Origin of the sequence: Roseinatronobacter monicus (assembly GCF_006716865.1) — a bacterium.
Taxonomy (GTDB): Bacteria; Pseudomonadota; Alphaproteobacteria; order Rhodobacterales; family Rhodobacteraceae; genus Roseinatronobacter; species Roseinatronobacter monicus.
The window spans coordinates 2,447,315-2,472,950 of record NZ_VFPT01000001.1 but is presented as its reverse complement, the minus strand read 5'-3'; the positions used below and the strand labels follow the sequence as shown (position 1 = coordinate 2,472,950).

Genomic DNA, 25,636 nt, shown 5'->3' with positions numbered 1-25,636 from the left:
TAAGACTCAAGGCCGGTTGAGGACGACCAGATCGCGTTTGGGGGTATCGATGTCCATCTCCAGCGCTTGGGCCAGCGCGCATGTCTGCACTGCCATCGCGTCGCCGATCCGCTTGCGCACCGGACCTGACATCTCGGGAATGTGCGCAACAGTCGCCGTCAACAACTGTTGCAACCGGGCCAGAAGCGCCGGGGTCGTCCTTGGAAAGCCAAGAGCAAGGATGAAGGTGTCGAGATCCGCGCGGGTGATTTCATCTGTCATCTGTGCGCGGCCGATGTCGAACGCCAACTGGTGTGTCACCTGATCTTCAATCAGCACGGGCATGGTATCGTAGATGGGCGCGAAAGTTGGGCGCTGACCGGTATAGAGCAGCGCGTGGTTCTTGGCGTGATTGTCGGTATTGCCGAGCGCCAAGTTTAGCAGCGTCACCTCCAAGAAGGCCTGTCGTGCTTGACCAGGCTGTTCAGTTGCCATCAGCAGTCTCCCAACAGCTTCAGCCGAGAAACGCCGTGCGCCGCTGCCATTGCGTTCGTATTTCAGAAGTGGGCCAAGGCCGAGTCCTTGCGCAAAATCTTCTTGGTGCAGCCTGCTTACCGTGGTGCCATCGATGCGGCGGTCGAAGCGGGTGATCAGTAATCCTTGCAGATCGCCCTCGCCGATACATTGCGTCTCGGCAACGGGGTGGCGCTGTAATTCAGCTATCAGCGTCATCACCAGATGCTCCTGCGCAACCGCGCTCATCTCACCCGGACGAGGCACTTTCAGAATATGGGTTGTTGGCACGTTCAACCCGCGCTTGGGAAGGGCGAAGCGCCCACATGGCAGCTGCGCCAATGCGATCTTGCCCTGCACCCCCGCTAACGGCGATGGATCGCGCGTGTCGTCAGGCACGCGACGACGGTCGCGCAGCGAAACCATGATGCGCCGAAGCGTGTCGTCATCTATCGGATCGTAGTCGGACAGCAGGTCGCCGGGGGTCTTCGCCGGTCCCGTTCCTATCGGCACACACGAAACCGCGCCAGGGCAGTCACCGCCCAAGTGCTCCAGCAACCCCACAATATCTGTGAAGTCCAGACCATGGCGCTGCATGACTTGCTCGCGCTGCGCGTTCTCGAAAAGCAGGTTGGCAAAAAAGGCACGCGCCTCGGCGTCTGTGAAGGGTTCTTCGCGCACAGGCAGCGACAGTGAGAGTGGGTGGGCCAGCGCGTCGGTGATGTAGTGAAACCCGACCGCGCCATCATCGAAGCGGGTCAACCGACCGATAGGTGCAGGATGGGCCTCCAGGAATACCTCGAGTTCAAGCCGGGGCATGTTCAGGTCTCGACCCTGATCCGGAGGCCAAGGTCACGGCAAACCTGCAGCACAAGGCCGATGCGGGCAGTGTCTTTGCCGTTCTCGATGGCGCTGATGGTCGGGTTGGAAACTCCACTCTGCATTGCGACATCGGCCTGCTTAAGCCCAAGCTCCAGCCGCCGAGCCCGGATTGCTTTGCCGAGGTCAGCAGGGGTCAGGATCAGTGTTGGCGCAGTCGGTTGCATCGTTGTATCTATGCTCGTTTATTTTATGATCTAAAATGGACAAGAATTGAAGTTGTGTCAACGACCATTGAAGTATCATGCTGGGGGGTTGGCATGGTGCATGAAAATCAACGATCGTTGCTTTTTTGGCGATACACCTTGTGTTCGAGTGCGGGTCAGCACGTCGAGTTGAGGCTTTCGTTGAATTGGGAGGAGGATACCTGCTTTATATGGCTGCAATCCAGCTATGGCCATCCTAATCGGCTTCTGTTCAGCGCTGACCTATAGAGCGAACAGCACGGTGTCGGATACGCAGCGTCAATGATTCTGCCAATGCTGCCCCCCTGTTGCCCTATCGAATGCTCGGAGCCACGCACGCGGTCATGACGCCAGCAGGCAGCTTCTCTCGCTCACGTGTGATGGAGTTTCTACAAGCGATGCGAGCTTGGCAGCGATCTGCAAGAAATCCGAAAAGGCTACATCCAAGGATCAATCGAAGGACAGCGACTGTCGTCTTGGATCAATTCATTCCGACAGCCATGTTATTTGTGTCTCCTACAAGACAAGTGGCTTCCAAGCGCAGAATGTGGGTCCGAAGGTCAAGCGCGGAGCGAAGCTATATCGGCGATTGAATGTGATTTTCATTCTCATGGAAGTCAGAACGCTTCACTAGGCGCTCTCATTGCCGATCCCCTGGCGTCAGGGTATTCATCTGTGGAGAGCGCTGTCATCCAACTGGCAGTTCTGCGCGCGTTGAGCGTGATGCGATGACCGGATGCATCGAGGCTGATCAAGTTACCGCATTGGCGCTTTTACGAACACGATCGCTGTGTCATGTTAGCGAAATCGATTTTTTCAAACATGACGTGATCCACATGTTAAACCCAACCTACAGTCCGCGCCCGCTGCCGCCCTCGGTTCCACTGGAAACAGTGCCGGTGCTGAAAGCGCTCAATCGAGCGTCGCGCGCACTTGCAGACCTGAAAGGGCAGGCGCGCACGATCCCAAACCAAGGCATCCTGATCGACACGCTGGCGCTTCAGGAGGCGAAAGCATCCTCAGAGGTCGAGAATATTGTCACGACACAGGACGAACTCTTCCAAGCTGATGTGTTTCCTGACGACCCACAGTCGCCCGGAGCGAAGGAGGTCGCACGGTATCGAGATGCACTGCGGCTTGGACATCGCAAGCTGATCGAGACAGGCGGTCTCATCCCGAATTCAACCCTGATTGACATGTTCCGCTTGTTGAAAGGCCGCGACGACAGTTTTCGCGTCACACCCGGCACGGCTCTCAAGAACGAGCGCAGCGGCGAAATAGTCTTCGTTCCGCCACAGGATGAGAACGAGATCGTCACACAGATGACTGAACTTGAACGGTTCGTGAACGACGATGACCTGTCCGACCTTGATCCGCTTCCGTAACAGGGCGGTTGTGGTCAAGAGAAAAATTTCAAAGCAAAGCCATTGGCCAAACCGTTTGATCGGCCAGCAGGGTTTAGATCGCTGATGTTTTGGCGAATGAGGGCGTTGCCGATTGCTTTGGCCACCGGTTAATGTCCCGCACCGGGGTGATGCTTCCGTCCGTGGTCGGCGCATCGGCCGCCACATTATGCCAAGTCCAGAAACGGTTCCCGTGTGCCTATCTGATCAGCGCACTCAGACAGCGTGTCTGGTAGCTTGCGGATTGCCGGCATCATCGGGGACCGCGTCCCGGGTTGGGACCTCGATGACCAGCGCTATCGGGCGCGGCCAAACCTGCTCCTATGCTTTCGGGTTTGTCTTTGAAGGCGCTTCTCGGAGTTAAGCCTATGCTGGTGTGACTTCCACGGCATCTTCCCGGGCGAAGCGGAAGGCTGTGCCATCCTTCCACATTCGGTGCAGAACAACGCCTATCCGGCGGGCGAGCGCCACGGTAGCACGTTTCTTTCCGCGCCGCTTGGCGACAGTCAGCGCCCATGCGGTCAACCAGGTCTTGCGGCCGCAGTGCAGCATGACCGTCGCCGCCTGGTACAGCGCCGTGCGCAATCCGACATCTCCAGCCCGAGAGATTTGACCAACGATGTCCCGCTCACCCGACTGCTCGCGCCTCGGCGTCAACCCGACCCATGGGCCGATGTCCTTGGACGATCGGAACCGCTCCGGGTCATCAATGGCCGCCTTGACGGTCAGCGCAATGAGAGTGCCGACCCCGGGCATCGTCATGAGCGTGCGACAGACCGGGTCCTCCTTGGCGTGATCGCGCAGGACCTTCTCGAGGCCTGCCAGTTCCTGTCGCAAAGCCTGTCGTGAGGCGAGGATCGGGTTTGCCGCTGCCTCCAGCATGGGATTACCCTCGGCCAGTTTTCGCACGCGCGCCTCAAAGCGGCCCTTCGCAACACGACCCATCTTCAGCCCAAAGTTGCGCAGCACACCACGGATAGACAGCTCGAGATTTATCGTTGCCTGCTGGACGGCCTTACGCGCAGACAGAAGCGCGCGCATCTCCTGCGCCGACATCGACTTGCAGTGGACCGACCTGAACCACCCCATCTGCAGAAGCCGGGCGATCCCTTCAGCATCCCGCCGGTCAGTCTTGATGGGCATCGCCTTCAACGCACCCTTCACTTGCCGCGTCTCCATCAGGACCGTGGCAAAGCCTGCATCGTTCAGGAAGCGGTATAACCATTGCGAGAGAGGACCAGCTTCCAGGCCCACCGCAATAACCTCACCCGGCATCGCCTTCAGCGTCGCGACGAGGGTCTCCGGTTCGCTGGCAGCGGTCGTTTCCTTGACGATCTTGCCCTGCGCGCTCACCGCGCAGATCGCAGTGCTTGCGAGCGAGACGTCCAATCCGATATACACATCCATGTCGTTGCCCTTTCTTTGTCAGATATCTTGGGGCGCGCTTCACAGCACGACCCCGTAGACACGCACCACAGCGTGCCAAGGGCAACGACACATCACATCAAACGGTCGATCAACTCGCAACGATGCCAGTTGGGCCGCGCCCTGTTACGGCATCTGATCAAGATGGCGCTGATCCATCACCAGTTTGAAAGCATCCATCCGTTTCCTGACGGAAATGGCAGGATCGGGCGCATTCTGAATGTGCTCTACCTGACGCGGACGGCCTTGCTGGACATTCCGATCCTCTATCTATCCCGGCATATTACGCGCAACAAGAGCGACTACTACAGGCTGCTACAGGCAGTGCGCGATGACGGCGCTTGGGAAGACTGGGTTATCTTCATGCTCGACGGGGTCGCCGAAACCGCTGTCACCACGCTGCAACTGGTCGAGGGTATTGGCGAACAGATGCGCACGACAAAGCATAGGATGCGGTCTGACCTGCCAAAGCTTTACAGCCAAGATCTACTGAAAAACCTATTCCGACATCCTTACACACGGATCGAGTATGTCCAGACCGAGCTTGGCATCACACGCCAGACGGCAGCGCGCTACCTTGATACGCTTGCAGATAACGGCTTCGTGGAAAAGCACCGGGCAGGGAAGCACAACTACTTCATTAACACGAACCTTGTGCGGTTACTGATGACGGTTTCAGAGGGAGCGTGAGCCGAAACCGCACCGACTGCTGAAGCCAAGGCGGGTTTTCAGTCATGTGAACTCATCTTGCTGTCAGAATGCTTCGCACAGCTACACAGGGCCGTTTTGCCGCGGGGTTTGTTCGTTTCGCGCGCAGATAGTGCGGGCATGAAGGCCGCGCTTCTGGGGCGTTCTGCGCGCGCTGGTGATGCACCTGGCGCGCCCTTGAGCCGTGAGCGACATAAACCCGTGAGCTGGACTGGTTCGCTGCAACATTTCTCGCACAAGTAATTTATGAATCATGCCGCCAGAGACGGAAGTCGCCATCCGTTCGGCAGGGCGATCGTCAAAGCTTCAGCATAGCTGGATAGCGGGCCCATAAAAAAGCTACCACGATGATTTTTTCTATTGCGGATCACTTCGTTTTTGTTTCTATATATAAAAACGCAAACGAAGGGAGAATCAACATGGCCAAGTCAAATGCTGAACGGTTGCGCGAGTTCAAAGCGCGCAAAGAAGAAGAAGCAAAGCGCGCGAGCCTTACGCTCGCCGGTGTGTTCAAGACCCCCTTCTACCAGTTCCTGCCCAATGACTTTGATTTCAGTTCTGACTTTTCAGATTGCTTTGAGTTCATAGGTCTCCCCGTGCCCGAGATCAAAGACGACCGAGGGTTAGAAGATGTGACACACTACAACGATGATCTGGCTGCCAAGATGATCGAGCCGAACCTAGGCTCGCTAGGTCGCGCTGAGGTGATGATTACAGCACTGACTGAAGCTGCCGAAGATCTCGCGAAACATGTCAATGCTTATAAGCGCACCGAGATTAAAGCCCGCCTTACTGAGATCGAAACTTCTGACTTGTCAGAGCCCGAAGCAAAGAAGGTCGCGCTGAAAGAAGCCGCAAGGTTGAACAAAATGCTGGACCAGCTTGGTAAGCAGGTTCGCCATACTTTCCCGCAGTGGAAAGTGATAGGCTGAAAGTAGCCCTGAGCCGTTCCCTGCGACCGTGTGTGGATGCCCCCTGTTTGGCAAGCGATATCTTCGATTTTCAGCGGGGCCTTCGATCGGACGTGTGTCAGGCCTCTGAGTGTGGCCTTCTATGACGCCACGGGCCGGTATGCTGTTCGGAAGGCTGGGTTCACATCGGTTCAGAGAGCTGCAAGCGCTCGAGCCCCGGGTCTGAATTTCCCTGCCTTGAACTTCGAAGTCCGTATCGCGTACTCCTCGTCGATCGCTCACCCTGGCCTTGCGGCCATGTCGTGCCTTTCTCCTTTCTCGGGATCAGGTCACGCCATTCGATAATTCTCCTGCTTGGTCGAAATTGCCCAGATCATCCGCGCCATCTTGTTCGCCAATGCAACCGCGGCAACCATCTTCGGCTTGCGCGCCACAAGTGCGGCCAGCCAGCGGTTCGAGCTGCCGCCTTTGCGAACCACCCAGCGGATCACGCTCATGGCGCCAACGATAAGCAATCGACGGATATCGGTTTGCCCCATCTTGCTGACCGATCCCAGTCTGGCCTTTCCGCCTGTTGACCTTTGTCGGGGCACCAAGCCCAGCCAAGCGGCGAAATTGCGGCCACTGTCAAACGTATCAAGATCAGGCGCGAATGCCGCGACAGCACCTGCGGTGACAGGACCAATCCCTGGAATGGTGCAAAGCCTGCGCAGTTGCACATCTGTCTTTGATGAGGTTTCCAACTCACTTGCAAGCCGGTCAATGACTTTGGTGAGTCGAGCGATCTGCTCGACATAGATCGATCCCATGTGTCGAACTGCTTCAGGTAGGTCTGTGCTCTCATCAGCAAGCGCATTCTCAAGCAGTTTGAGGCTTGCTGGTCCTTTGGGTGCTACCAACCCAAATTCAGCCAAATGACCGCGAAGAGCGTTGATAAGCTGCGTCCGCTGTCGAACCATACATTGATGCGTTCGGAACGCTACAGCACGGCCTTGGGTTGCAGCGCTCTTTACTGCCACGAACCGCATGGTCGGGCGCATGGCAGCCTCCGCAATGGCCTCAGCGTCCGCACGGTCATTTTTCTGGCGTTTAACAAACGGCTTCACGTAAGCAGCTGGCACGAGCCGAACCTCATGACCGTGACTTTGCGCAAACCGGCCCCAATGGTGCGACGTCGCGCAGGCCTCCATCGCTACAATGCACGCTGGTTGCTCAGCAAGTAGCGCCGCCAACCGTGCTCGCGACATAGCGCGGTTGAATACAACCACCCCATCTGGCCCAACAGCACAGACTTGAAAGCTGCCTTTTGCCAAGTCGATCGCCAAAATACTGATCTTTGATGTCATCGATGTGCCCTCCACTAAGCGAATATAGAACCGTCATGGTATACGATGCCGGCGGGTGGGGGCATCCACCGCATCAGTTCAGTGGCGGCGGAATGATGAAACCCGACGAGTCCATCCAGATCTTCGTGCCGCTCAAGGTTCGCAAGCAGAACGGGCGGCCGAAGATCATGCCGCCCGCCACCTATCTGCCCAGCGAAGACCGAACGCAGGATCCGCATATCCTCCGCGCCATTGGCCGGGCGTGGGGCTGGCGGCGGCGCATGGAGGCTGGCGAACTCAACACGGTCACCGATCTGGCGAAAGCGGTGGGGCTGGCCGAACGTCATGTCATACCAAGTCTCGCGAAATCTGACTCTTCTGAGGGTTTTGGGATTCCCAAATCTATGAAGATCTGACTCAATGGCGTCAGATTTTCTGGGGAGGGCCTCTCTATGGGCGCAGCGCTCGCGTTACGGACAGACTACGACGGCATGAAGTTGAGAGAACTTGCGCGAAAGACAAAGGATGCCAACCAAGCCCGCAGGCTTTTGGCGCTGGCGGAGATCTATGATGGCGGTCGGCGCAGCGATGCTGCTCGGATTGGTGGTGTTGGCCTACAAATTGTCCGTGACTGGGTGGAGCGGTTTAATGCCCGCGGGCCTGACGGCTTGATCAACGGCAAAGCTCCTGGTCAGCAGTCTAAGCTTAACGATGAGCAGCGCAGGGCGCTTGCTGCAATTGTTGAGAGCGGTCCGACCTTATCGGTCCATGGGGTCGTCCGCTGGCGCCTGAGTGATCTGAGGAAATGGATTGCAGACACATTTGGGATTTCACTTCACGAGACGTCGATAAGCCGGGAACTCAGGGCGCTTGGTTATGTCAAACTCACAGCACGCCCGCGCCATCACGCGCAAGATACAGCCGCACTGGAGGACTTTAAAAAAAAGGGTTTGCAGCCGCAGTAGCAAAGCTCCGCGCACGGCTCCTGCAAGGCACTGTGATCGAAGTCTGGTTCCAAGATGAAGCGCGTGTCGGCCAGAAAAACAAGATCACGCGCCGATGGGCGAAGCGCGGTACGCGACCTTCCGCCCCACATGATCAGCGCACGAGTTCAAGCTACATCTTTGGAGCGATTTGCCCAGCCCTCGGGAAAGCTGCAGGTCTTGTGCTGCCAGCGTGCAATACCGAAGCGATGGCCCTGCATCTTGCTGAAATCTCCCAAACTGTCGCACCCAAAGCACATGGGGCTGTGCTCGTGGATCAAGCCGCATGGCACATGACTGACAAGCTGGTCATTCCGGACAACATCACCATCATCCCGATCCCCGCAAAATGCCCAGAACTCAATCCAGTCGAAAACATCTGGCAATTCATGCGAGACAACTGGCTATCAAACCTCATCTTCGAAACCTATGAAGACATCGTAGATCATTGCTGCAAGGCTTGGAACAAATTGGTCAGCATGCCCGACACAATCACCTCCATTGGAACCCGCGACTGGGCTCAAGAGTTCTGATCAATGCTGATTGGTATAAGTTGACTTGCTTACCTTCAACCCCGCATTCCCCAAGTAAATCTATGATTTTGCTGTCCTAACCATGGTATTTCTTATATAAATCATGGTGTTGATGGATGCAGGGGGCGAGTTTTATGGATCACCCAGAGGGTGCGGGCTTGCAGCGAGCAGATCGGGTGGATTTCGACCCTCGCGTGCGACTGGAATTTCGCGGCACTCAGCTCAGCTCCGACGGTGGCCTTCTGGTGATGCGCGAGCTGGATGACGCGCTCGGGCTGTCTGGCCTCGCGTCTGCGGCGCTGTGCGACAACCGCACCGGCAAGAACACCGTCCATCGGCTCGACGGGCTGTTCCGGCAGTCAGTGTTCGGGCGGCTGGCCGGATACGAGGACGTCAACGATGCCGACCGTCTCGCGCTCGATCCCGTGATGCGTCAGGTTGTTGGTGGTCGGGCTGTCGATGCGCAAGCGGCCTCGGCCTCACAGATGGGGCGGTTCGAGACCGAGACGCTGGCCTTGCCCGAGAACCGGGCGGCACTGGCCGACCTGAACGGCCAGTGGATCGACCGGTTTCATGACCGCAACGGGCTGAAGTTCATCGTGCTGGACATGGACAGCTCGGTCAGCCCCACCCACGGCGATCAGGAAGGTTCCGCCTGGAACGGGCATTTCGACTGCACCTGCTATCATCCGAACTTTCTGTTCAACCAGTTCGGGATGCTGGAACGCTGCGCCCTACGCAATGGCAACGTCCATAGTGCTGATGGCTGGCGGGACGTCCTCGACCCCGTCATCGCCCGATATGCCAAGCGCGACATCATGCGCTTATTCCGCGCCGATGCCGCCTATGCGAACCCCGCGATCTATGCGCGGCTGGAAGAAGTAGGCTATTTCTACGCCATCCGACTACCCGCCAACAGCGTCCTGCGCGAGAAGATCGCGCATCGGCTGAACCGGCCCGTAGGGCGGCCTTCGCTGACCAAGGTGAAGCGGTTCTTTGAGGATTTCCACTATCAGGCCGCGTCCTGGGACAAGGAGCGCCGCGTGATTGCCAAGATCGAATGGCACCCAGGCGAGCTGTTCCCGCGTGTTGGCTTCATCGTCACCAACTTGCCGATGGAACCGGATTGGGTGGTTCGGTTCTACAACCAGCGCGGCACGGCCGAGCAGCATATCAAGGAGGGCAAATACGCCTTCCACTGGACGCGGCTGTCATGCCGGAAGTTCCGCGACAACGAGGTGCGGCTGCAATTGCACGCGCTGGCTTACAATCTGGCAACCTTCCTGCGCTGCATCGAGCTGCCCGAGGCCATGGCCGACTGGTCATTGACCAGCCTGCAACTGAAGCTGATCAAGATCGGGGCGCGTGTCGTCCGCCACGCCCGCGCCATCACCTTCCAACTGGCCGAGGTCGCGGTGACTGGCCCAATGGTGCGCGCCATCCTTGCCGCCATCCGCCGATTGCGAGCGCCACCGCTATGCGCATGACCGCGATCCGGACCCAAACTGAACGAAAGCGGCAGGACAGGTCCGTCCACCGCGCTGAAAAACGTCGCCGCCGAGCCGGGATGCTGCGGGCTTCCATATTGGGGCGGGTGTTATCAAGAGATATTTTCACAAAAAGTCTCGCCCCCGGCTGAGCTGTTGGCTGCGAGGGTGTCATCGATTGGCCGATCCTGCGGATCGGGATCATTGCAGGAGAACCACGGCGAGGGGCGTTCAGCGCGAAGACATCCATCTATCGCAGCGGTGAACGCCCCGGGGATAGGAGCCGCGGCGCCCCTGTAGTTTGAAGAAGCTGTGTGTTTGGCCTTGTTTTGCGCGCATCAGCATCACCGAAATATCCCGCACCGGAATGTGCTTCCATCCGTAGTCAGCGCTGTGGCCGCTACATTATACCCAGTCCAAGAACGGTTCCCGCGTGCCTATCTCCTAGGCGCACTCAGATGGTTATCTGGTGACTAGCCCACAGTCGGCATCATCGGGAACCGCGTCCCGGCTTGGGGACCTCGGTGAGCCATCGCCGTCAGGCGCGGCCTATCTCTCCTTTTGCTTCAGAACTCTGATGTGAATGGGGGTGCGGTTTTTCACAGCCTATGCTGTGGTGGCCGCCACAGCATCAGAGCGGGTGTAGCGAAATTCAGCGTTGTCTCGCCACATGCGGTGCAGAACCACCCCGATCCGACGCGCCAGCGCAACTGTCGCGCGCTTCTTTCCGCGCCGTTTGGCGACATTCCAAGCCCAGGCACTCAGCCAATTGGGGCGCCCGCTATGCAACATCACCGTTGCCGCTTGATAAAGCGCCGTGCGCAGCCCCGCATCGCCCGCCCGTGAGATCTCGCCAATGATATCGCGTTCACCGGATTGCTCGCGGCGTGGCGTCAGGCCAACCCAGGGACCAACGTCTCTGGAAGATCGAAATCGTTCAGGGTCATCAATCGCTGCCTTGACCGTCAGAGCCACGCGGTAACCAACGCCTGGCATGGTCATCAACTGACGGCAGACGCGATCCGATTTGGCATGATCACGCAGCAACTTCTCCATCCCTGCCAGCTCCTGACGCAGGGCACGGCGCGCACTCAGGATCGGGGTCGCGGCAGCTTCCAGCATAGGATTGCCCTCGGCCAGCTCCAGCACCCGCTGTTCAAACCGCCCCTTGGCCACCTGTCCCATCTTCAGTCCGAAGTTGCGCAGCACTCCACGGATCGACAGCTCAAGCGAGAGGGTCGCTTGCTGGATTGCCTTGCGCGAAGACAGCAGCGCGCGCATTTCCTGTGCCGACAGGGATTTGCAATGAACCGATCGGAACCACCCCATCTGCAAGAGCCGCGCAATCCCTTCGGCGTCGCGCCGGTCTGTTTTGATCGGCATCGCCTTCAGCGCACCCTTCACCTGCCGAGTTTCCATCAAAACGGTGGCAAAGCCAGCCTCGGTCAAATGCTGATACAGCCATTGCGACAATGGCCCAGCTTCAAGCCCTACCCCAACGACGCGCCCGGGCAGGCCACGCAAGACCCTCACCAGATCTTCGGGTTCGCTCGGCGCGGCCGTTTCTTTCACCACCTTGCCCTGCGCGGACACCACGCAAATCGCGGTGCTTGCAAGAGAGACGTCTAAACCGATATACAAATCCATGTCGTTGCCCTTTCGTATTGGATATCTTGGGGCGCGCTTCACAGCACGACCCCGTTGACACGCAGCCCAGCGTGCCAAGGGCAACGACACATCAATCAACCTCGGATTTCAATTCACAACGGCCGTGATTCGTGCCGAGCCCCAATACGGTATCTCCTGGCCCGATCCGCCCAACTCCAGGCGTTTGCGCGACCGCAGACGCCGCTCGGGACGAAAAACGCTTGATCAACTGGCGCAATCAGGCGATCTTGACGTCAGACGGCAGGCCACTTGGGGAATGTCGGTTTAGATTCTCAAAAAGGGTGGCGTGCGCTTCAGACGGCATTGATCACTGCCTACAAACCCAGTTCTGCGCCGGTTGATAAACAGTGCATAATCCAAGCATTCCAGGCTCATGGTATCTGTCTTCCGGACCAAGAAATTCTCGATGCAATTTCGCTGCGCTTGACGCGTCTGCCGTTTGATATGCCTCTCGACTACATTCCTGATCGGCCGCTCGCTGCTATTCCACGCGGAACTGATCTTATCTCGCTGACGGAGGACAGGATCAGAGATTTCGCGGAATGGGCCGCAAGGGGTGGCACAGGTTGGGATCCTGATGAAGTGTGGAATTGGGTTGATCGCCATCAACCTCTGCCCACATCGTAGATGAAGCATCAGACAGGAATAGCTGCCCAAATGTTCTAAGAAACCTCTTTGCTCTACGCTTCTTCTCATTAACATCAATTACACCCCCAGAGAACGGCACAGAAGCTACTTCTGATCGAACCTTACCCACGGCATACATGGGCAGCCATTCATTCATATCCTTGAAAGCATTTTCACTCAAATTTTTAGAAGAAAGTTCACTCTTCAACTGTGCATCTGGTAAGCTAGATTTATTCTCAAACCAAAAATTAAAGCCCTCTTTTGATTTTACGTATGAAATAGGCTGATCGAGCATAAACGAATATGCAGCAAACCTCAGTGTTCTTAAGGGGTAGGCTTCATGCCGTTCAAACGTTAAGAATGTTTCCGAAATTACTTTGTCAAACATATGTAGGTTGAACTGACCCGAAGGTGAGCGGCCCTTGTTGCCTTCCCATTCATATGTAGGCTCAATAATTGTGAATGGCTTTGGTTCATTTGAAAACCACTTAAATAGTGACTTCAACTTGCCCTCTCTTTCAGTAGCTTGTTGGCATCTCGTAGCTGATCTTTAATTGAGTGTGAGTTGTCAACCATTTCGAGCAAGGCCCTATGAAGTTTATACGTTACAACTGAGGACAGCGCAAAGACGGAGCTAACAAAAATAACCAAGACCGCAACAAGGCCACTTGAAAACCTTAATTCAATTTGCCTATGCGTATTCCAGTTCCAAACAATTTCATTAGCAGCACCGAGAGAGCTTGCAATCATTAGCCCAACTACAGTGATTAGAGCTGCCACCAGTAAGTTCACAATCAGCGAGATTAAAATTAGAATTCTTGCTGCACTTTTATTTGCGACCATGTTGGTGACTACCCTTCTTCTGCTATGTTTAGATGTTCTTTTTTGGCTCGTCTATCTTCTCTTAGGGGAGCTGAAGTAATCACTTCTCACTAAGTAGCTTGTTGGTCTCTCGTAGCTGATCTTTGATTGTTTGTGAGTTGTCTACAAGGTCGAGGAACGCTTTGAAGAATTCATAGATTGCGAAAGATACTAGCCACAGCAAAATCCCCCCTGCAATCATAAGAAAGCTAAAAGCGCCAAAATCACTTATAGACATCAATCCAGCAATAGCGATCAATCCGCTGGCAATCAAACTCGCAATCAAAACAATTAAGATCAAACTTCTCGCTGCACCATACTGAGTTGTCATTAATGCTAAATCCTTTCTGTCTGGCCTAGAGAGCCGTTTTAAGAGCTATCTCTGCCTTGTGGGGGTGGGGGTAGGCAGTCGAAACCTTAGATGCCCCCTGAATCGCGCTAAAATGAAGGTGTGAGACGATCCCTACCTATGGCGCAGGGTGAATGTCAGGGGCAACCGATGAAAAGCAATTAAACGACCGCCCCTGACTCTTCGGCAGCGCAACACCCCTAACCTGTCATCTATGTCCGATGTGTCAACAGAATTCCGAGGGGAGCGCTCTGGAGTAGCTGTTAGCAGGGCTTTCAGGCATTCCCGTCTGTGTGGCCTAGAGAGCCGTTTTTAGGGGCATCTCTCTTTTGTGGGGGGGTGAGGTAGTATAAGCCTTACATGGCCCCTGAATCGTCGTTTAATTGCAGCGTATGACGCCCTTAGACCCTACAGCCAAGGGTGCTCTATCAAGGCTATCATATCAAGCCTTCTTCGTAGGGATGGCCCAGACCCATACTGACCCGCAACATCGCCTTGGTGGTGTCCTGTAATGTAATCGTTAATTTCCTTTGGAACGCCTTTGTCACGCAGCAAGTCTTTGAAGTTACCCCTTAGCGAGTGAACAACCTTGGTTTTGTCGCTAGCCACCTTGCGCACGATCTTCATCAGGGCTTTGGATGCTGCTGTCTCTGCCTTACCATCGTGCATCCTGTAGCTGAAAAGCCTGCCAGTCTTGCGATCCTTAAACCTATCTTTGATGACTATAGGGACAGGGACGCGGCGTCTTGATCCGTCATTTTTCACCCTCACGTCTTGCCCAGTTAGATCAAAGCACAGAATCCCGTCATGCTCTCTGATCTGTTCCCAAGTGAGAAGGGCGGCTTCATCTAAACGCATTCCTGTGGTGATCAGGATCGACAATATCAACCTGTCTTGTGGCAACATTTTCTGACTGAATAGCGTATGAAGTTCTTCTGTCGTGAAAGGGCTGTAGGACCGCGATTTCTTCCCATACTCTGCCAGATTGACACTGTGAAAGGGGTGTGTCGCTAGAACTACTTTGCCATCTGCCCCTCGCTGTGTCGCTGCAAACTCGAAGGCTTGGCGCATGTATGAATAGTAATTCTGAATCGTCTTGTTGCCCTTCCCCTCGCTGTCCATAGCCTTGGCAAGATCAATAGCGTGAATCTTGTCGTATTCCTGCAAAGGCTTATCCCCACAGACTTCTACAAATTTCTCGCAGGCCATGACTCGCTTTCTGTGCACGTCCATGCTGTCCGAAGGTTGCTTGTTGGTAATGTATAGCTTGGCCCAGTCTGAAAACAGCGGTGTCGTGCTTTGATCTGTGTTCTGGTCTGTCTTGACGATCTGTCTAGGCTTGCTCGCTGCTTCAAGAAACTGTCTGCCAATGGCTGAGTCGGAAAACTCTGGGTGATCTTTGTAGAATTGAATCGCCTTAATGGGGTCAATGCCCTTGGGTTCTGTAGCGCTGATGATCCGTTCTTTTGTCTCAGGGGACACATAGCCCAACAAAGCAGTAGGGACAGCATAGCCTAGACCCGTGACGATCCCAGCAAGATTGAAATGATCCTTCGCTACCCAGCTTTCTTTCGGGTGAACAGTCTGACCGTTAATTTCCTTTGTAGTGGGATGGCCAAGCGCTGCCCCTCTGGTGCGTGATCCTGTCACTGTGAGGCTGATCTGCCCTTCTCGATACCATCGCCCTACATCGACGCCTTCACGCTCTAGCAGGTGTCTCAGGCCCTCTACAAAGGGGTCTAGCTGGTCATACTTTTCATCGAACTCACGGTAGATAGCGGGAACAATCTCTTGCGCCCTAAGTTCTGCTAGCTTCCTATCGCTGATTCCGGTCGATCTTCTTACGCGCCCTTCCCTGTAAAAGTGTGCAATTTCTTTGGGTGCTGACACAGACAGATAGAACTTGCCCTTGATCTTCTGAAGCCTGAAGGGGGCATACGCCCTACGGAGAGAATGCATTTGGTGTCCAATCTGGTGATTAGAATGGTGTCCAAACAGGAAATAGTCAATAAAATAAGGGTTGCATGGTGCTACAAGGGGTGATGGCGGAGAGAGAGCCCGCCATGTAGCGTTTATTATCGCTTGCAATCATATGCTTGATTGACCAAAATCGCCTTTTTTCATTGGCTTTACCCCACATCGCGCCTATGCAACCTTGCGCAATCCGATGCATCCAGCTACATTTCAGATGTGGGGCTTGATGTGGGATAGATTGGATGCCGAAGATTGCCGAAGAACTGACCGCGCTCGACGTGAAGCGGCTGGCCCATCCCGGTGGCAAGCGCAATGTCCTGTTCTCAGTGGGTGGCGTGACCGGGCTTTACCTGCAAGTCACACCGAAGGGCGGGCGCTCTTGGGTGTTGCGCGTCAAGGTGGGCAAATTGCGCCGCGATTTAGGCTTGGGCAGTTTCCCGACTGTCACGCTATCGCAGGCGCGCGACAAGGCCCGCGAGGCGCGCGACAAGATAGAACGCGGCATTGACCCTGTAGAGGAACGCAAGGCCATCAAGGCCGCGCTGATAGCGGCCCAGCGCCGTGGCCTGACCTTTGCCGATGCAGTGGACCGCGCGCTTGCCGCAAAGCTGGACGCCTTCAAGAACCCCAAGCACCGCCAGCAATGGGAAAACACCCTTGCCACCTATGCCATTCCCGATCTGGGCAAGATGCTGGTGCAGGATATTGGCACGCAGGATATCTTGCGCGTGTTGAAACCCATCTGGATGGACAAGACCGAAACCGCGTCACGCCTTCGCGGTCGCATTGAGGCTGTTCTAAGCTGGGCCACGGTCGCAGGCCACAGGACCGGCGACAACCCGGCGCGCTGGGCGGGCAACCTGAAAGAACTGTTGCCGCCCCCGTCCAAGGTCGCAAACGAGGGCAACCACCCCGCCTTGGCGCTGGAGGATGCGCCGCGCTGGTATGCCGCCCTACAGACCCGCGAAGGCTTTGGCGCGCGGGCGCTGGAACTTGCCGCCCTGACCGCCACAAGGTCGCAAGAGGTCAGGGGCGCGCTTTGGGATGAAATCGACTTGGACAAGGCGCTCTGGATTATCCCGGCTGCGCGCATGAAGATGGACCGCGAACACCGCGTGCCCCTATCGCCGCGCGCGGTCGAAATGCTGCGCGCGCTTCCCAAGATGGAGGGCAACCCGCTTGTGTTTCCAGCCGCGCGCGGTGGGCAGTTGTCGGACATGACGCTATCGGCCACCATGAAGCGGATGCACGAATCAGACATTTCCCAAGGCGGTGCAGGTTATCTTGACCGCGTATCCAAACGGCCAGCAGTGCCGCATGGCTTGCGCTCGACATTTCGGGATTGGGCGGCGGAAATGACCAGCTATCCGGGCGACATGGCAGAAGTGGCGCTAGCGCACAAAATCAGCAACGCGGTGGAGGCCAGTTACAGGCGCGGCGACATGATTGAGAAACGCAGGCGCATGATGGCCGATTGGGCGGATTTCATGGGCGGCAAGGTCAGGGGCGGTAAAGTTGTGAGGCTTGGGTGATGGAGTTGAACGGCGAGAAGGTGCCCAGTATTGTTGATATTGATGCACCGATTGATTTTGAACTAATTCAGCGTGAGGTTGCTGCGCATGGCCCCTTGCGGCTTTCGCAACGCTACAACCCCTATCACGTAATAATTGAGCCGACGCGTTGCGCGTGTGCTGATGAAGGGTGCACTGCTGAACTTGTGATAGTGACAAGAATAAACGGGTTGTTCAAAATTCGCTGGTTGCTTTCTAGAGAAGATTTTGAGTCGTTTGACAGCCTTAGCGAACTAAAAAGTCACTTTGTGCTAGGTGAAATGTATGACTCAAGGAATGAGCGACTAATCATAGAGCGCGAAGTTTTAAGGAATTTAGGAAGTACTTATTCAGAAGCAAAGGTTATAGAATGCGCCTGCTCAAGCTGTGTAGAAAAGGTAGGAGAAGAAAATTTTGCGAATATGGTGCTGCTCTCTAACTTAGCAAAACTTTTAAGGCTAAGGGACGAGCTCCTGTCCGAAGCTGAACAGTGGGATGCTGAAGAAACTTGCTCTGATGTGTCTGTTGAACCCCAAGAATCTGATGGCGAAGAATTGGGAACATTGCAAGATTGGGTATTTGATGCAATTGAGCTAGGCTATTCAATCGGTCGCAATTTTAGTGAATATGCTTTTAAGAACGAAATTGAACCGCTGGCGCTACTAGGCGTAAAAGCAGAAGCCATTAAGAAAAAGAGGGAAGTGGCGGCTGGAGAAAAGTCCCGTGAACAGCGCGACAGTCGCCGTTCTGAGCTACTTAATAAGATGGAAGCTCTTGTATCGCGAAGTCCTGACATTGTTCGATTTGGCCCAGAGCAACTGGCGAAGGTAGCCTTGGAAGATTGCATAAACGACAATCCGGGTTTGTGGAGGCAAGGCAAAGGACAGGTGAACGAGTATCTTGGCGAAATCCGGCGTGGTGACGAGGGAGTCTTGCCCGAAATGCAAAAGCGATATCAGGCCATTTTCGGGAGCGAACCCCCTAAGGGGTTTCGGTGATTTCAGCAAACCCCATAGGCATATCCCGTGTTTTTGCTATTCGCCTAAGCGCCTGATTTTGAATATCCTCTTTACCGTTCAATTGCGCAATGATGCATCCCATACACAGAGTATGGAGCGCATATCATGCAACTGCAAAAACCCGAAATCTACCTATCAGACCGCCAGATTGCTGCGCGGTATAATACGCACCATTTGACCCACCGCAGATGGCCAGACTTTCCCAAGCCGGTCAAACTAAGCCCCGGATGCAGTCGGTGGAAACTGTCTGAAATAGAGGCATGGGAAGCTGCAAAAGCGGCATCCCAGCCGAAACTTTGAGGCAGGCGCGCATAGGTCGCTGGTAGGTGTAGCATGGCAAAGCGCCCAAACCCCCGCGCGATCAAGGCCGCGCGCACCTATACGGTCGAGGAAGCGGCCATTGCGCTGGGCGTGTCCATCGGCACCATTCGCAGTTGGGTGAAATCCGGCTTGCCCCTGATGAAGTCGCAGCGCCCCTTCCTGATCCTTGGGGGTGCGCTGCGCGGCTTTCTCGAAGGCCGCGCCAAGGCCGCGAAAGCGCCATTGCAGGCCGATCAACTCTATTGCCTCAGTTGCAAGGCTGGACGCACCCCGATGGGCCTGATGGTCGATTGTATCCCCCAGACCCCGAAGACCGCCCGCCTGTTGGGGCTTTGCGAGGTGTGCGGCGGCACCTGCAACCGCATTATCAGCCAGACCAAGATCGACCAATTCAGCCGGATTTTCGAGATCGCCATCAAAGAGGGGCGGCAAGCCTAAAGGAACCCACTGAACCCCTCTTGAACCATCACTTCGGAAAGGATGAACAATGGCCCGGAAATTCAATGAAGAAAACGAGCGGATCAAGCGCCGCTACACGCAATTCCTGCGCGAAGCCAAACGCGCCGACATGGCCACAGTGGACAAGGCCGCCGAAGCCATCCTGCGCTTTGAACGCAGCACCAGCTACAAGCCCTTCAAGCGGTTTCACATCGAGCAGGCCATCACGTTCAAGAATCGCCTGTCGAATGAAAAGAACGCCCGCACCGGCGCGCCGCTGTCCAAGGCTACGGTCGATAGCACCCTGCGCATGGTCAAGGCGTTCATTCACTGGTTGGCAGGACAACCCGGCTACAAGTCGCGCATCGCCTATGCGGATGCCGAGTATTTCAACCTGAACGCCAAGGACGCCCGCATTGCCCACACAGCCCGCGACACGCCCGGTCCGACGCCAGAGCAATGCCGCCATGCCTTCGCCCAGATGCCCAGCGCCACGCCCCTGCAACGGCGTGACAGGGCGCTCTTTGCCTTCCTGATGCTGACCGGCGCACGGGATGGGGCGATTGCGTCCATGCGCCTGAAACACGTCGATCTGGTACAGGGTTGCGTCTATCAGGATGCCCGCGACGTGAAGACCAAGTTTTCAAAGACCTTCACGACATGGTTTTTCCCGGTCGATGATGTGTATTTGCACGCCTTCCGCGACTGGGTGGACTACCTGCGCAAAGAGGAACTTTTCGGCCCGAATGATGCCTTGTTTCCCAAGCCACTGATGGGCCTCAAGGATGGATCATTTGCCGCCCTAGGCCTGTTGCGCGACACCTACAGCAACGCGGGCAAACTGCGCACCGTCATCAAGGACGCCTTCATCAATGCAGGCTTGCCCCCCTTCGCCCCGCATAGCTTCCGCAAAACGCTGGGTCTGCTGGCCAATGACCATTGCAAGACGCCAGAGCAATTCAAGGCTTGGTCAATGAATCTTGGCCATGAGAACATTGCTACCACACTCAGCGCCTACTGCCCTGTGTCGCCATCGCGCCAAGGCGAGTTGATCCGAGGCATGGTGTAGCGGGAAACCCCTTCCACATGGCGTCCTCTTTGCCTAGTCTGATCACAACTTAGGGGATTCCATGACATTGATTTCAGACTTCATTACCCGCGTGCAGGACGTCCACAAAACCGGCATTGCCCGCGAACATGCCTACCGGCCCGCGCTGCATGACCTGCTGAAAGCCTTGGGCGATGATCTGAAACCCGTCAACGACCCCGCCCGGTCAGAGGTCGGCGCGCCCGATTTCATCATCCTGCGCGACAATATCGCCATTGGCCACCTAGAGGCCAAGGATATCGACATCGACATCCGCGCCATGAAGGACGCCAACAAGCGCCAGAAGGACCGCTACGTCAAAGGTCTGGCCAACCTGATCTACACCAACTGCCTTGACTGGGATTTCTACCGCAACGGTGAACGGGTCGCTTCGGTCAGGATTGGCGACTATCTCATGGGCATCCAGCCCAACCCCGACAACTACGCCCAGCTTGAAAACCTGCTGCGTGACTTCATTGCACAGCGCCCGCAAACCATCACCAGCCCGCGCGATCTGGCCGAGCGTATGGCGGGCAAGGCCATTCTGATCAAGGATGTGCTGTTCAATGCCCTGCGCACGGACACGGACCTGCAAACCGAACTGACGGGGCAATACCTGGCCTTCAAGGAACACCTGATACATGATATCGAACCCGCAGACTTTGCCGATATCTATGCCGAAACCATCGCATATGGCATGTTTGCCGCCCGCCTGCATGACACCCATCTCGACACGTTCAGCAGGCAAGAGGCGCTTGAACTCTTGCCCAAATCCAACCCCTTCCTGCGCAGCCTGTTTGGCTATGTGGCGGGCGTGGACCTAGACGACCGCATTGCATGGATTATCGACGATCTGGCCGCCGTTTTCCAAGCCACCAACGTCAAGAAGATCATGGCAGGCTTTGGCAAGCTGACCGCCCAGCAAGACCCTTTCCTGCATTTCTATGAAACCTTCCTTGCCGCCTATAACCCCGCCAAGCGTAAGGCGCGCGGGGTCTGGTACACGCCCGAACCCGTGGTCAATTTCATCGTGCGCGCGGTGGACGAGGTGCTGCAAACCGAATTTGGCTTGCCCGATGGTCTGGCCGATACATCCAAGGTCACACTCGACTGGGACACGGGCCAGACCGACAACAAGGGCAAACCCGTCACCATCAAGAAAGAAGTGCACCGCGTCCAGATACTCGACCCCGCCACGGGCACCGGCACCTTTCTGGCCGAAGTCATCAAGCAGATCGCGCCGAAAATTCAGGGCGTCGCCCCCGGCATGTGGTCGGGCTATATCGAAAATGACCTGATCCCCCGCCTGCATGGGTTCGAGTTGCTGATGGCGTCCTATGCCATGTGCCACATGAAGCTCGATATGATCCTGACCGAAATGGGCTACAAGCCCAGCAAGACGCCCCCGCGCCTGTCGGTCTATCTGACCAATTCGCTGGAAGAAGGCGAACCCGCCACCCAGAACCTGCTGTTCAGCCAATGGCTTTCGCGAGAAGCGAAGGGCGCGAACACCATCAAGCGCGACATGCCCATCATGTGCGTAATCGGGAACCCGCCATATTCGGGCATTTCGCAGAATATGGGCGAATACATTTCGCGGCTGATTGACGATTACAAATATGTCGATGGCGTTCATTTTGGCGAGCGCAAGCATTCACTGCACGACGATTATGTGAAATTCATTCGCCTATCGGAGAGCCTTATTGAAAAGAGCGGTGAAGGTGTCTTGGGCTTCATTACGAGCCACGGCTATTTAGATAATCCTACTTTTCGAGGAATGCGCTGGCATCTCTTGCAAACCTTCGACAAGATTCACGTCTTTGACCTTCATGGAAACTCAAAACGTGGTGAAATTCCGCCAGAAGGCATCAGAGACGAAAACGTATTCGATATTCAGCAGGGTGTCTCCATTATCATAGCCGTGAAAATTAAGCCCTGTAAGCGCAAATTTTCAACAGAGGGTTGTGAAGTTGCATTCTCAGAAATGTGGGGAAGTCGCATCGAAAAGTATGAGCAACTTGGGATTCTCAACATTGAGGAGAACTCGTCGAAAAAGATCATACCGACAGCTCCTTATTTTTCGTTCAACGGTAAAGGCTCACGCATTCCAGTTTATCAAGAGGGCTTTTCAATACCCGATATTTTCCCGCTTAATACTACCGGAGTACAAACATCTCGCGATTCAGTTGCTTTGGCGGAATCCATTGCAGAACTGCAAGAGAAGGTATTGGAAATAAGTGATCCAAGAATTTCAACTGATTTTATACGCAAAAAGTATTTTTCTCAGACTTCTAAAAAGTTTCCAGCTGGTGATACAAGGGATTGGAAACTGGAAACTGAAAGGCTACGGATTCCATCCAAGAACATTCTTGAGCATATAGTTCCGTATGCGTTTCGACCGCTTGATAATAGAAAAATAGCACTGCATCCCACACTGGTGTCATGGCCTAGAATGGATGTTTCTAAGCATATGCTTCGTTCGAACATTGCGCTAATTACGGCACGAAGCAATAAAAAGGGCGTGAATCATTTTTATTGTTCAGCATATGTCTCAGACGTGAAGTGTGGCGAGGCGACAACTGGATCAATATTTGCCCCCCTCTACCTCTACCCCGACGAGCAAGACCTCGATCAAACCCGCCGCGTCAATTTCGATCCGAAACTCTATGCCAAGCTGCGCAAACTGGCCACGCACCCAGACCACGGCACGCCCGACGAACTGGCCGTGTTCGATTACATCTATGGCGTGCTGCATTGCCCCGCCTATCGCGCAACCTATGCCGAGTTCCTGAAAATCGACTTCCCGCGCATCCCGTGGCCCAAAACGCCTGCCGAGTTCTGGGACGTATCCGCCAAGGGCCACACCCTGCGCCAGCTTCACCTGATGGACCCCGCCACCATCGGCCCGACCCCGTTCCCCTTCATGGGCGACGGTGACAACACGGTCGAAAAGCCCCGGTATGAGGATGGCAAAATCTGGATCAACCCCACCCAATATTTCGACGCTGCCCCGCCCGTGTCGTGGGACTTCTACATCGGCGGCTACCAACCCGCCCAGAAATGGCTGAAAGACCGCAAAGGCCGCGCGCTGACCTTCGACGACGTGAAGCACTACCAGCGCATCCTGAAAATTCTGTCTGAGACGGACAGGGTGATGAAAACGATAGAAATGGAGTTGAGTGAGTAATGGATATGATGGATTTTTCTGTGTCTGATGTAATTCAGGTTCTTGTATTACTTGTGCTGGTATTTCAGGCGTTTCTGATAAACAAAACACTAAGAGCCGATCATGAGAGAAGGAAGAAACAATCTACATTTGAGTTCATAAATTCTGTGAGTGACAGATACAAAAATGCGCTGAACGATTTCAACAAACGGCACGGGATGGATAAGATGGTTGATATCAGCGACTACACAGAAGAGGATATTCTGATTATCCGGTCATACTTGAGTGAGATGGAGAGAATTTGTGCTGGTGTGAATGCTGGAGTTTTTGACTATGACATTCTGAGACGAATGATGTCTGGTGGCTTAATGAAAAACCATAATCGTTTCTCTCAATACATCGCACAGGCTCAGTCGAGAAGAGCAACGCTCTACTCAGAATTTGATACTGTTGTCGCGAGGTTGCGGCAAGATGAATCCCCAACTGAGCATCGTCGCGGTGACATCCAGCATTCGTAGGATAGACATATGGTCAGCTTTACCAAACCCAAACGCATAAGCCTGAAAAACCACCCGGTCTATTCCGAAAACTGGGTTCAGGATATCATCGCGCAAGACCCGAAAATCCTTGGCCTTGGCGATCTGGTGCTGCGCGACCGTGAACGGCGGCAAACCCGCGCCGGGCGGCTGGACCTGCTGCTGCAAGACCCCGACACCTACAAGCGTTACGAGGTCGAGTTGCAGCTTGGTACGACCGATGAAGCGCATATCATCCGCTGCATTGAATACTGGGACATCGAACGCAAACGCTACCCCCAATACGAGCATTGCGCGGTTCTGGTGGCCGAAGACATCACCAGCCGCTTCCTGAATGTCGTGTCCCTGTTCAATGGCGCTTTGCCCCTGATCGCCATTCAGGTGCAGGCGTATCAGGTGGGCGAAAATATCACGCTGGTCTTCACCAAGGTGCTGGATGAAATGCAGCGCGGGCTGGTCGATGAAGACGAAGACGCGATCAGCGCCCCCACCGACCGCGCCTATTGGGAAAAGGACAAGGGCACGCCCAAGACTGTGGCCTTGATGGACCGCCTGTTCGATCTGGTGAAGGAAGCAGACCCCGAGGTCGAACTGAAATACAACAAGTTCTATGTCGGGCTGATCAAGGACGGGCGCGCCGACAACTACGCCCAGTTCCGCCCGCAAAAGACATCTGTGGTTTTCGAGGTTCGCTTGCCCCGGTCGGATGAAACTGACGCGGCGCTGGAAGAAGCGGGCATTGAGACGCTGGAATACAGCACCCGCTGGGCACGCTACCGCATCCGCGTGACGGACAAGGACGTCAAAACCCACACTGACCTTTTCAAAAGGTTGATCGGCGAAGCCCGCGACCGGCGCGAGGGCTGATGCCGCGCAACTTCACCACCCAGCTTGCAGGGCAGATCGGCGAGAGCCTTGTTGTGGCTGAACTTGGGCGAAGGGGCATTGTCGCGACTGCATTTGCGGGCAATGTGCCCGACATTGACCTTCTGGCCTATCGCGACGGGCGCACCATTGCCTTGCAGGTCAAATCGGTTCGGGCGGGTTCGGTCAGTTTCGACGCCAAGCGCTACATGAACATCGTGTTCGATGGGGACCGGCAGATCATCACAGACACCGCCCCCGCGCTGGATGCCGCCCTGATTTTCGTAATTGGTCAGTATCGGGCAACGATCCGGAGAAGACCGTTTTTTCATCCTCGAACAAGGCGCATTGCAGAACCTTGTCCAGACCAACCATGCGGCATGGCTGGCCAAGCACGGTGGCATACGCCCCAAAAACCCGCAGTCCACCCATACCGCCGTTGCGCTTACACAGTTGGATCAATACCGCGACAACTGGGCGCTGATCGACGAGCGCCTGACGTGAAGTTGTGGGCGATACCCGAAAGCACTCAGGTGGTGCGCTGTCCTTCGCAGGGGGCGGGCGACAAAACTCTGGTCGGGATGGAATCGGGACCGGAGGCGATAGGCATTTTTTCACGCGGGCATTTCAAAGGTAAAAAGTGAAACCGTCCCCAAGCGTTTTTCTAATGTGGGGCTTTATGTGGGGCAAGGCCACAAAAGAAGCATTTTATTCAATGAAATCAAGAGGCATTGGCGGAGAGAGAGGGATTCGAACCCTCGAGACGGTTCCCCGCCTACACACTTTCCAGGCGTGCGCCTTCGACCACTCGGCCACCTCTCCGTTGAGCGCCTAATAACGCGGAG

General features: G+C 55.4%; 23 protein-coding genes and 1 tRNA gene. 14 read left to right on the top strand and 10 right to left on the bottom strand.

The window, feature by feature from the left end; translation table 11 throughout:
* Positions 1-6: 6 nt before the first annotated feature.
* Positions 7-1,311 (bottom strand): HipA domain-containing protein, encoded by a 1,305-nt coding sequence (locus BD293_RS11850; RefSeq protein WP_142081991.1) that lies wholly within the window; start codon positions 1,309-1,311, stop codon positions 7-9.
* A 2-nt stretch (positions 1,312-1,313) separates the two neighbouring features.
* Positions 1,314-1,538, bottom strand: a complete 225-nt coding sequence (locus BD293_RS11845; protein WP_142081990.1) for a helix-turn-helix domain-containing protein — start codon at positions 1,536-1,538, stop codon at positions 1,314-1,316.
* Positions 1,539-2,392: 854 nt separating this feature from the next.
* Between BD293_RS11845 and BD293_RS23090 the strand changes: the two genes are divergently transcribed.
* Positions 2,393-2,941 (top strand): Fic/DOC family N-terminal domain-containing protein, encoded by a 549-nt coding sequence (locus BD293_RS23090; RefSeq protein WP_142081988.1) that lies wholly within the window; start codon positions 2,393-2,395, stop codon positions 2,939-2,941.
* A gap of 384 nt (positions 2,942-3,325) precedes the next feature.
* Here BD293_RS23090 and BD293_RS11835 read toward each other — a convergent pair whose 3' ends face one another.
* The gene (locus BD293_RS11835) at positions 3,326-4,366 is read right to left on the bottom strand and encodes an IS110 family RNA-guided transposase (protein ID WP_142081986.1); all 1,041 of its coding nucleotides are present in this window, start codon (positions 4,364-4,366) and stop codon (positions 3,326-3,328) included.
* 72 nt (positions 4,367-4,438) lie between these two features.
* Here BD293_RS11835 and BD293_RS11830 point away from each other — a divergent pair, with 72 nt between their 5' ends.
* Positions 4,439-5,074 (top strand): Fic family protein, encoded by a 636-nt coding sequence (locus BD293_RS11830; protein ID WP_281286655.1) that lies wholly within the window; start codon positions 4,439-4,441, stop codon positions 5,072-5,074.
* A gap of 437 nt (positions 5,075-5,511) precedes the next feature.
* The gene (locus BD293_RS11825) at positions 5,512-6,024 is read left to right on the top strand and encodes a hypothetical protein (protein WP_142081984.1); all 513 of its coding nucleotides are present in this window, start codon (positions 5,512-5,514) and stop codon (positions 6,022-6,024) included.
* A 308-nt stretch (positions 6,025-6,332) separates the two neighbouring features.
* On the opposite strand, the gene BD293_RS11820 is transcribed toward BD293_RS11825, so the two are convergent.
* Positions 6,333-7,349 (bottom strand): IS110 family RNA-guided transposase, encoded by a 1,017-nt coding sequence (locus tag BD293_RS11820; protein WP_142081066.1) that lies wholly within the window; start codon positions 7,347-7,349, stop codon positions 6,333-6,335.
* A gap of 92 nt (positions 7,350-7,441) precedes the next feature.
* Here BD293_RS11820 and BD293_RS11815 point away from each other — a divergent pair, with 92 nt between their 5' ends.
* The 3 genes from BD293_RS11815 (at position 7,442) to BD293_RS11805 (ending at position 10,331) form a co-directional block, all read left to right on the top strand.
* The gene (locus BD293_RS11815; protein WP_246086281.1) at positions 7,442-7,744 is read left to right on the top strand and encodes a hypothetical protein; all 303 of its coding nucleotides are present in this window, start codon (positions 7,442-7,444) and stop codon (positions 7,742-7,744) included.
* 36 nt (positions 7,745-7,780) lie between these two features.
* A protein-coding gene (locus BD293_RS11810) for an IS630 family transposase (RefSeq protein ID WP_142079576.1) occupies positions 7,781-8,844 on the top strand; the annotation gives its coding sequence in 2 pieces (ribosomal slippage) (positions 7,781-8,266 and positions 8,269-8,844; 1,062 coding nt in all).
* Positions 8,845-8,978: 134 nt separating this feature from the next.
* Positions 8,979-10,331 carry an IS1380 family transposase gene (locus BD293_RS11805; RefSeq protein WP_142081982.1) on the top strand — a complete coding sequence of 451 codons (1,353 nt, stop codon included), beginning with the start codon at positions 8,979-8,981 and terminating at the stop codon, positions 10,329-10,331.
* A 606-nt stretch (positions 10,332-10,937) separates the two neighbouring features.
* On the opposite strand, the gene BD293_RS11800 is transcribed toward BD293_RS11805, so the two are convergent.
* The 5 genes from BD293_RS11800 to BD293_RS11780 all read right to left on the bottom strand — a co-directional run bounded on the left by BD293_RS11800 (position 10,938) and on the right by BD293_RS11780 (position 15,795).
* Positions 10,938-11,978 carry an IS110 family RNA-guided transposase gene (locus tag BD293_RS11800; RefSeq protein WP_142079327.1) on the bottom strand — a complete coding sequence of 347 codons (1,041 nt, stop codon included), beginning with the start codon at positions 11,976-11,978 and terminating at the stop codon, positions 10,938-10,940.
* A gap of 547 nt (positions 11,979-12,525) precedes the next feature.
* The gene (locus tag BD293_RS11795; RefSeq protein WP_142081980.1) at positions 12,526-13,131 is read right to left on the bottom strand and encodes a hypothetical protein; all 606 of its coding nucleotides are present in this window, start codon (positions 13,129-13,131) and stop codon (positions 12,526-12,528) included.
* Positions 13,128-13,469, bottom strand: coding sequence for a hypothetical protein (locus BD293_RS11790; RefSeq protein WP_142081978.1), 342 nt, complete (start codon positions 13,467-13,469; stop codon positions 13,128-13,130). Before BD293_RS11790 ends, BD293_RS11795 begins: the two co-directional genes overlap by 4 nt.
* A 79-nt stretch (positions 13,470-13,548) precedes the next feature.
* On the bottom strand, positions 13,549-13,818 hold the full coding sequence (locus BD293_RS11785; protein WP_142081976.1) for a hypothetical protein: 270 nt from the start codon (positions 13,816-13,818) through the stop codon (positions 13,549-13,551).
* Between the two features lie 426 nt (positions 13,819-14,244).
* Complete coding sequence (locus BD293_RS11780; protein ID WP_142081974.1) at positions 14,245-15,795, bottom strand: tyrosine-type recombinase/integrase; 1,551 nt, start codon at positions 15,793-15,795, stop codon at positions 14,245-14,247.
* A 257-nt stretch (positions 15,796-16,052) separates the two neighbouring features.
* On the opposite strand from BD293_RS11780, the gene BD293_RS11775 reads away from it, so the two are divergent.
* From BD293_RS11775 to BD293_RS22700, 8 genes are all read left to right on the top strand, one after another.
* A complete protein-coding gene (locus BD293_RS11775) occupies positions 16,053-17,342 on the top strand; it encodes a tyrosine-type recombinase/integrase (protein ID WP_142081972.1) in 1,290 nt (429 codons plus the stop codon).
* A complete protein-coding gene (locus BD293_RS11770; RefSeq protein ID WP_142081970.1) occupies positions 17,339-18,358 on the top strand; it encodes a hypothetical protein in 1,020 nt (339 codons plus the stop codon). Before BD293_RS11775 ends, BD293_RS11770 begins: the two co-directional genes overlap by 4 nt.
* A 354-nt stretch (positions 18,359-18,712) precedes the next feature.
* Entirely contained in the window at positions 18,713-19,138 is a 426-nt protein-coding gene (locus BD293_RS11760; RefSeq protein WP_142081966.1) for a helix-turn-helix domain-containing protein, read from the top strand.
* Positions 19,139-19,187: 49 nt separating this feature from the next.
* Positions 19,188-20,207, top strand: coding sequence for a site-specific integrase (locus BD293_RS11755; RefSeq protein WP_142081964.1), 1,020 nt, complete (start codon positions 19,188-19,190; stop codon positions 20,205-20,207).
* Between the two features lie 433 nt (positions 20,208-20,640).
* Positions 20,641-23,412: a type ISP restriction/modification enzyme gene (locus tag BD293_RS11750; protein WP_246086280.1), complete on the top strand. Its 2,772-nt coding sequence runs from the start codon at positions 20,641-20,643 to the stop codon at positions 23,410-23,412.
* Complete coding sequence (locus tag BD293_RS11745) at positions 23,412-23,909, top strand: DUF4760 domain-containing protein (protein ID WP_142081960.1); 498 nt, start codon at positions 23,412-23,414, stop codon at positions 23,907-23,909. The genes BD293_RS11750 and BD293_RS11745 overlap by 1 nt, the downstream gene beginning before the upstream one ends.
* A 9-nt stretch (positions 23,910-23,918) precedes the next feature.
* Positions 23,919-24,794 (top strand): hypothetical protein, encoded by an 876-nt coding sequence (locus tag BD293_RS11740; protein ID WP_142081958.1) that lies wholly within the window; start codon positions 23,919-23,921, stop codon positions 24,792-24,794.
* Between the two features lie 345 nt (positions 24,795-25,139).
* Positions 25,140-25,295 carry a hypothetical protein gene (locus BD293_RS22700; protein WP_170207121.1) on the top strand — a complete coding sequence of 52 codons (156 nt, stop codon included), beginning with the start codon at positions 25,140-25,142 and terminating at the stop codon, positions 25,293-25,295.
* Positions 25,296-25,523: 228 nt separating this feature from the next.
* On the opposite strand, the gene BD293_RS11735 is transcribed toward BD293_RS22700, so the two are convergent.
* A tRNA-Ser gene (locus tag BD293_RS11735) sits at positions 25,524-25,613 on the bottom strand.
* Positions 25,614-25,636 lie beyond the last annotated feature (23 nt).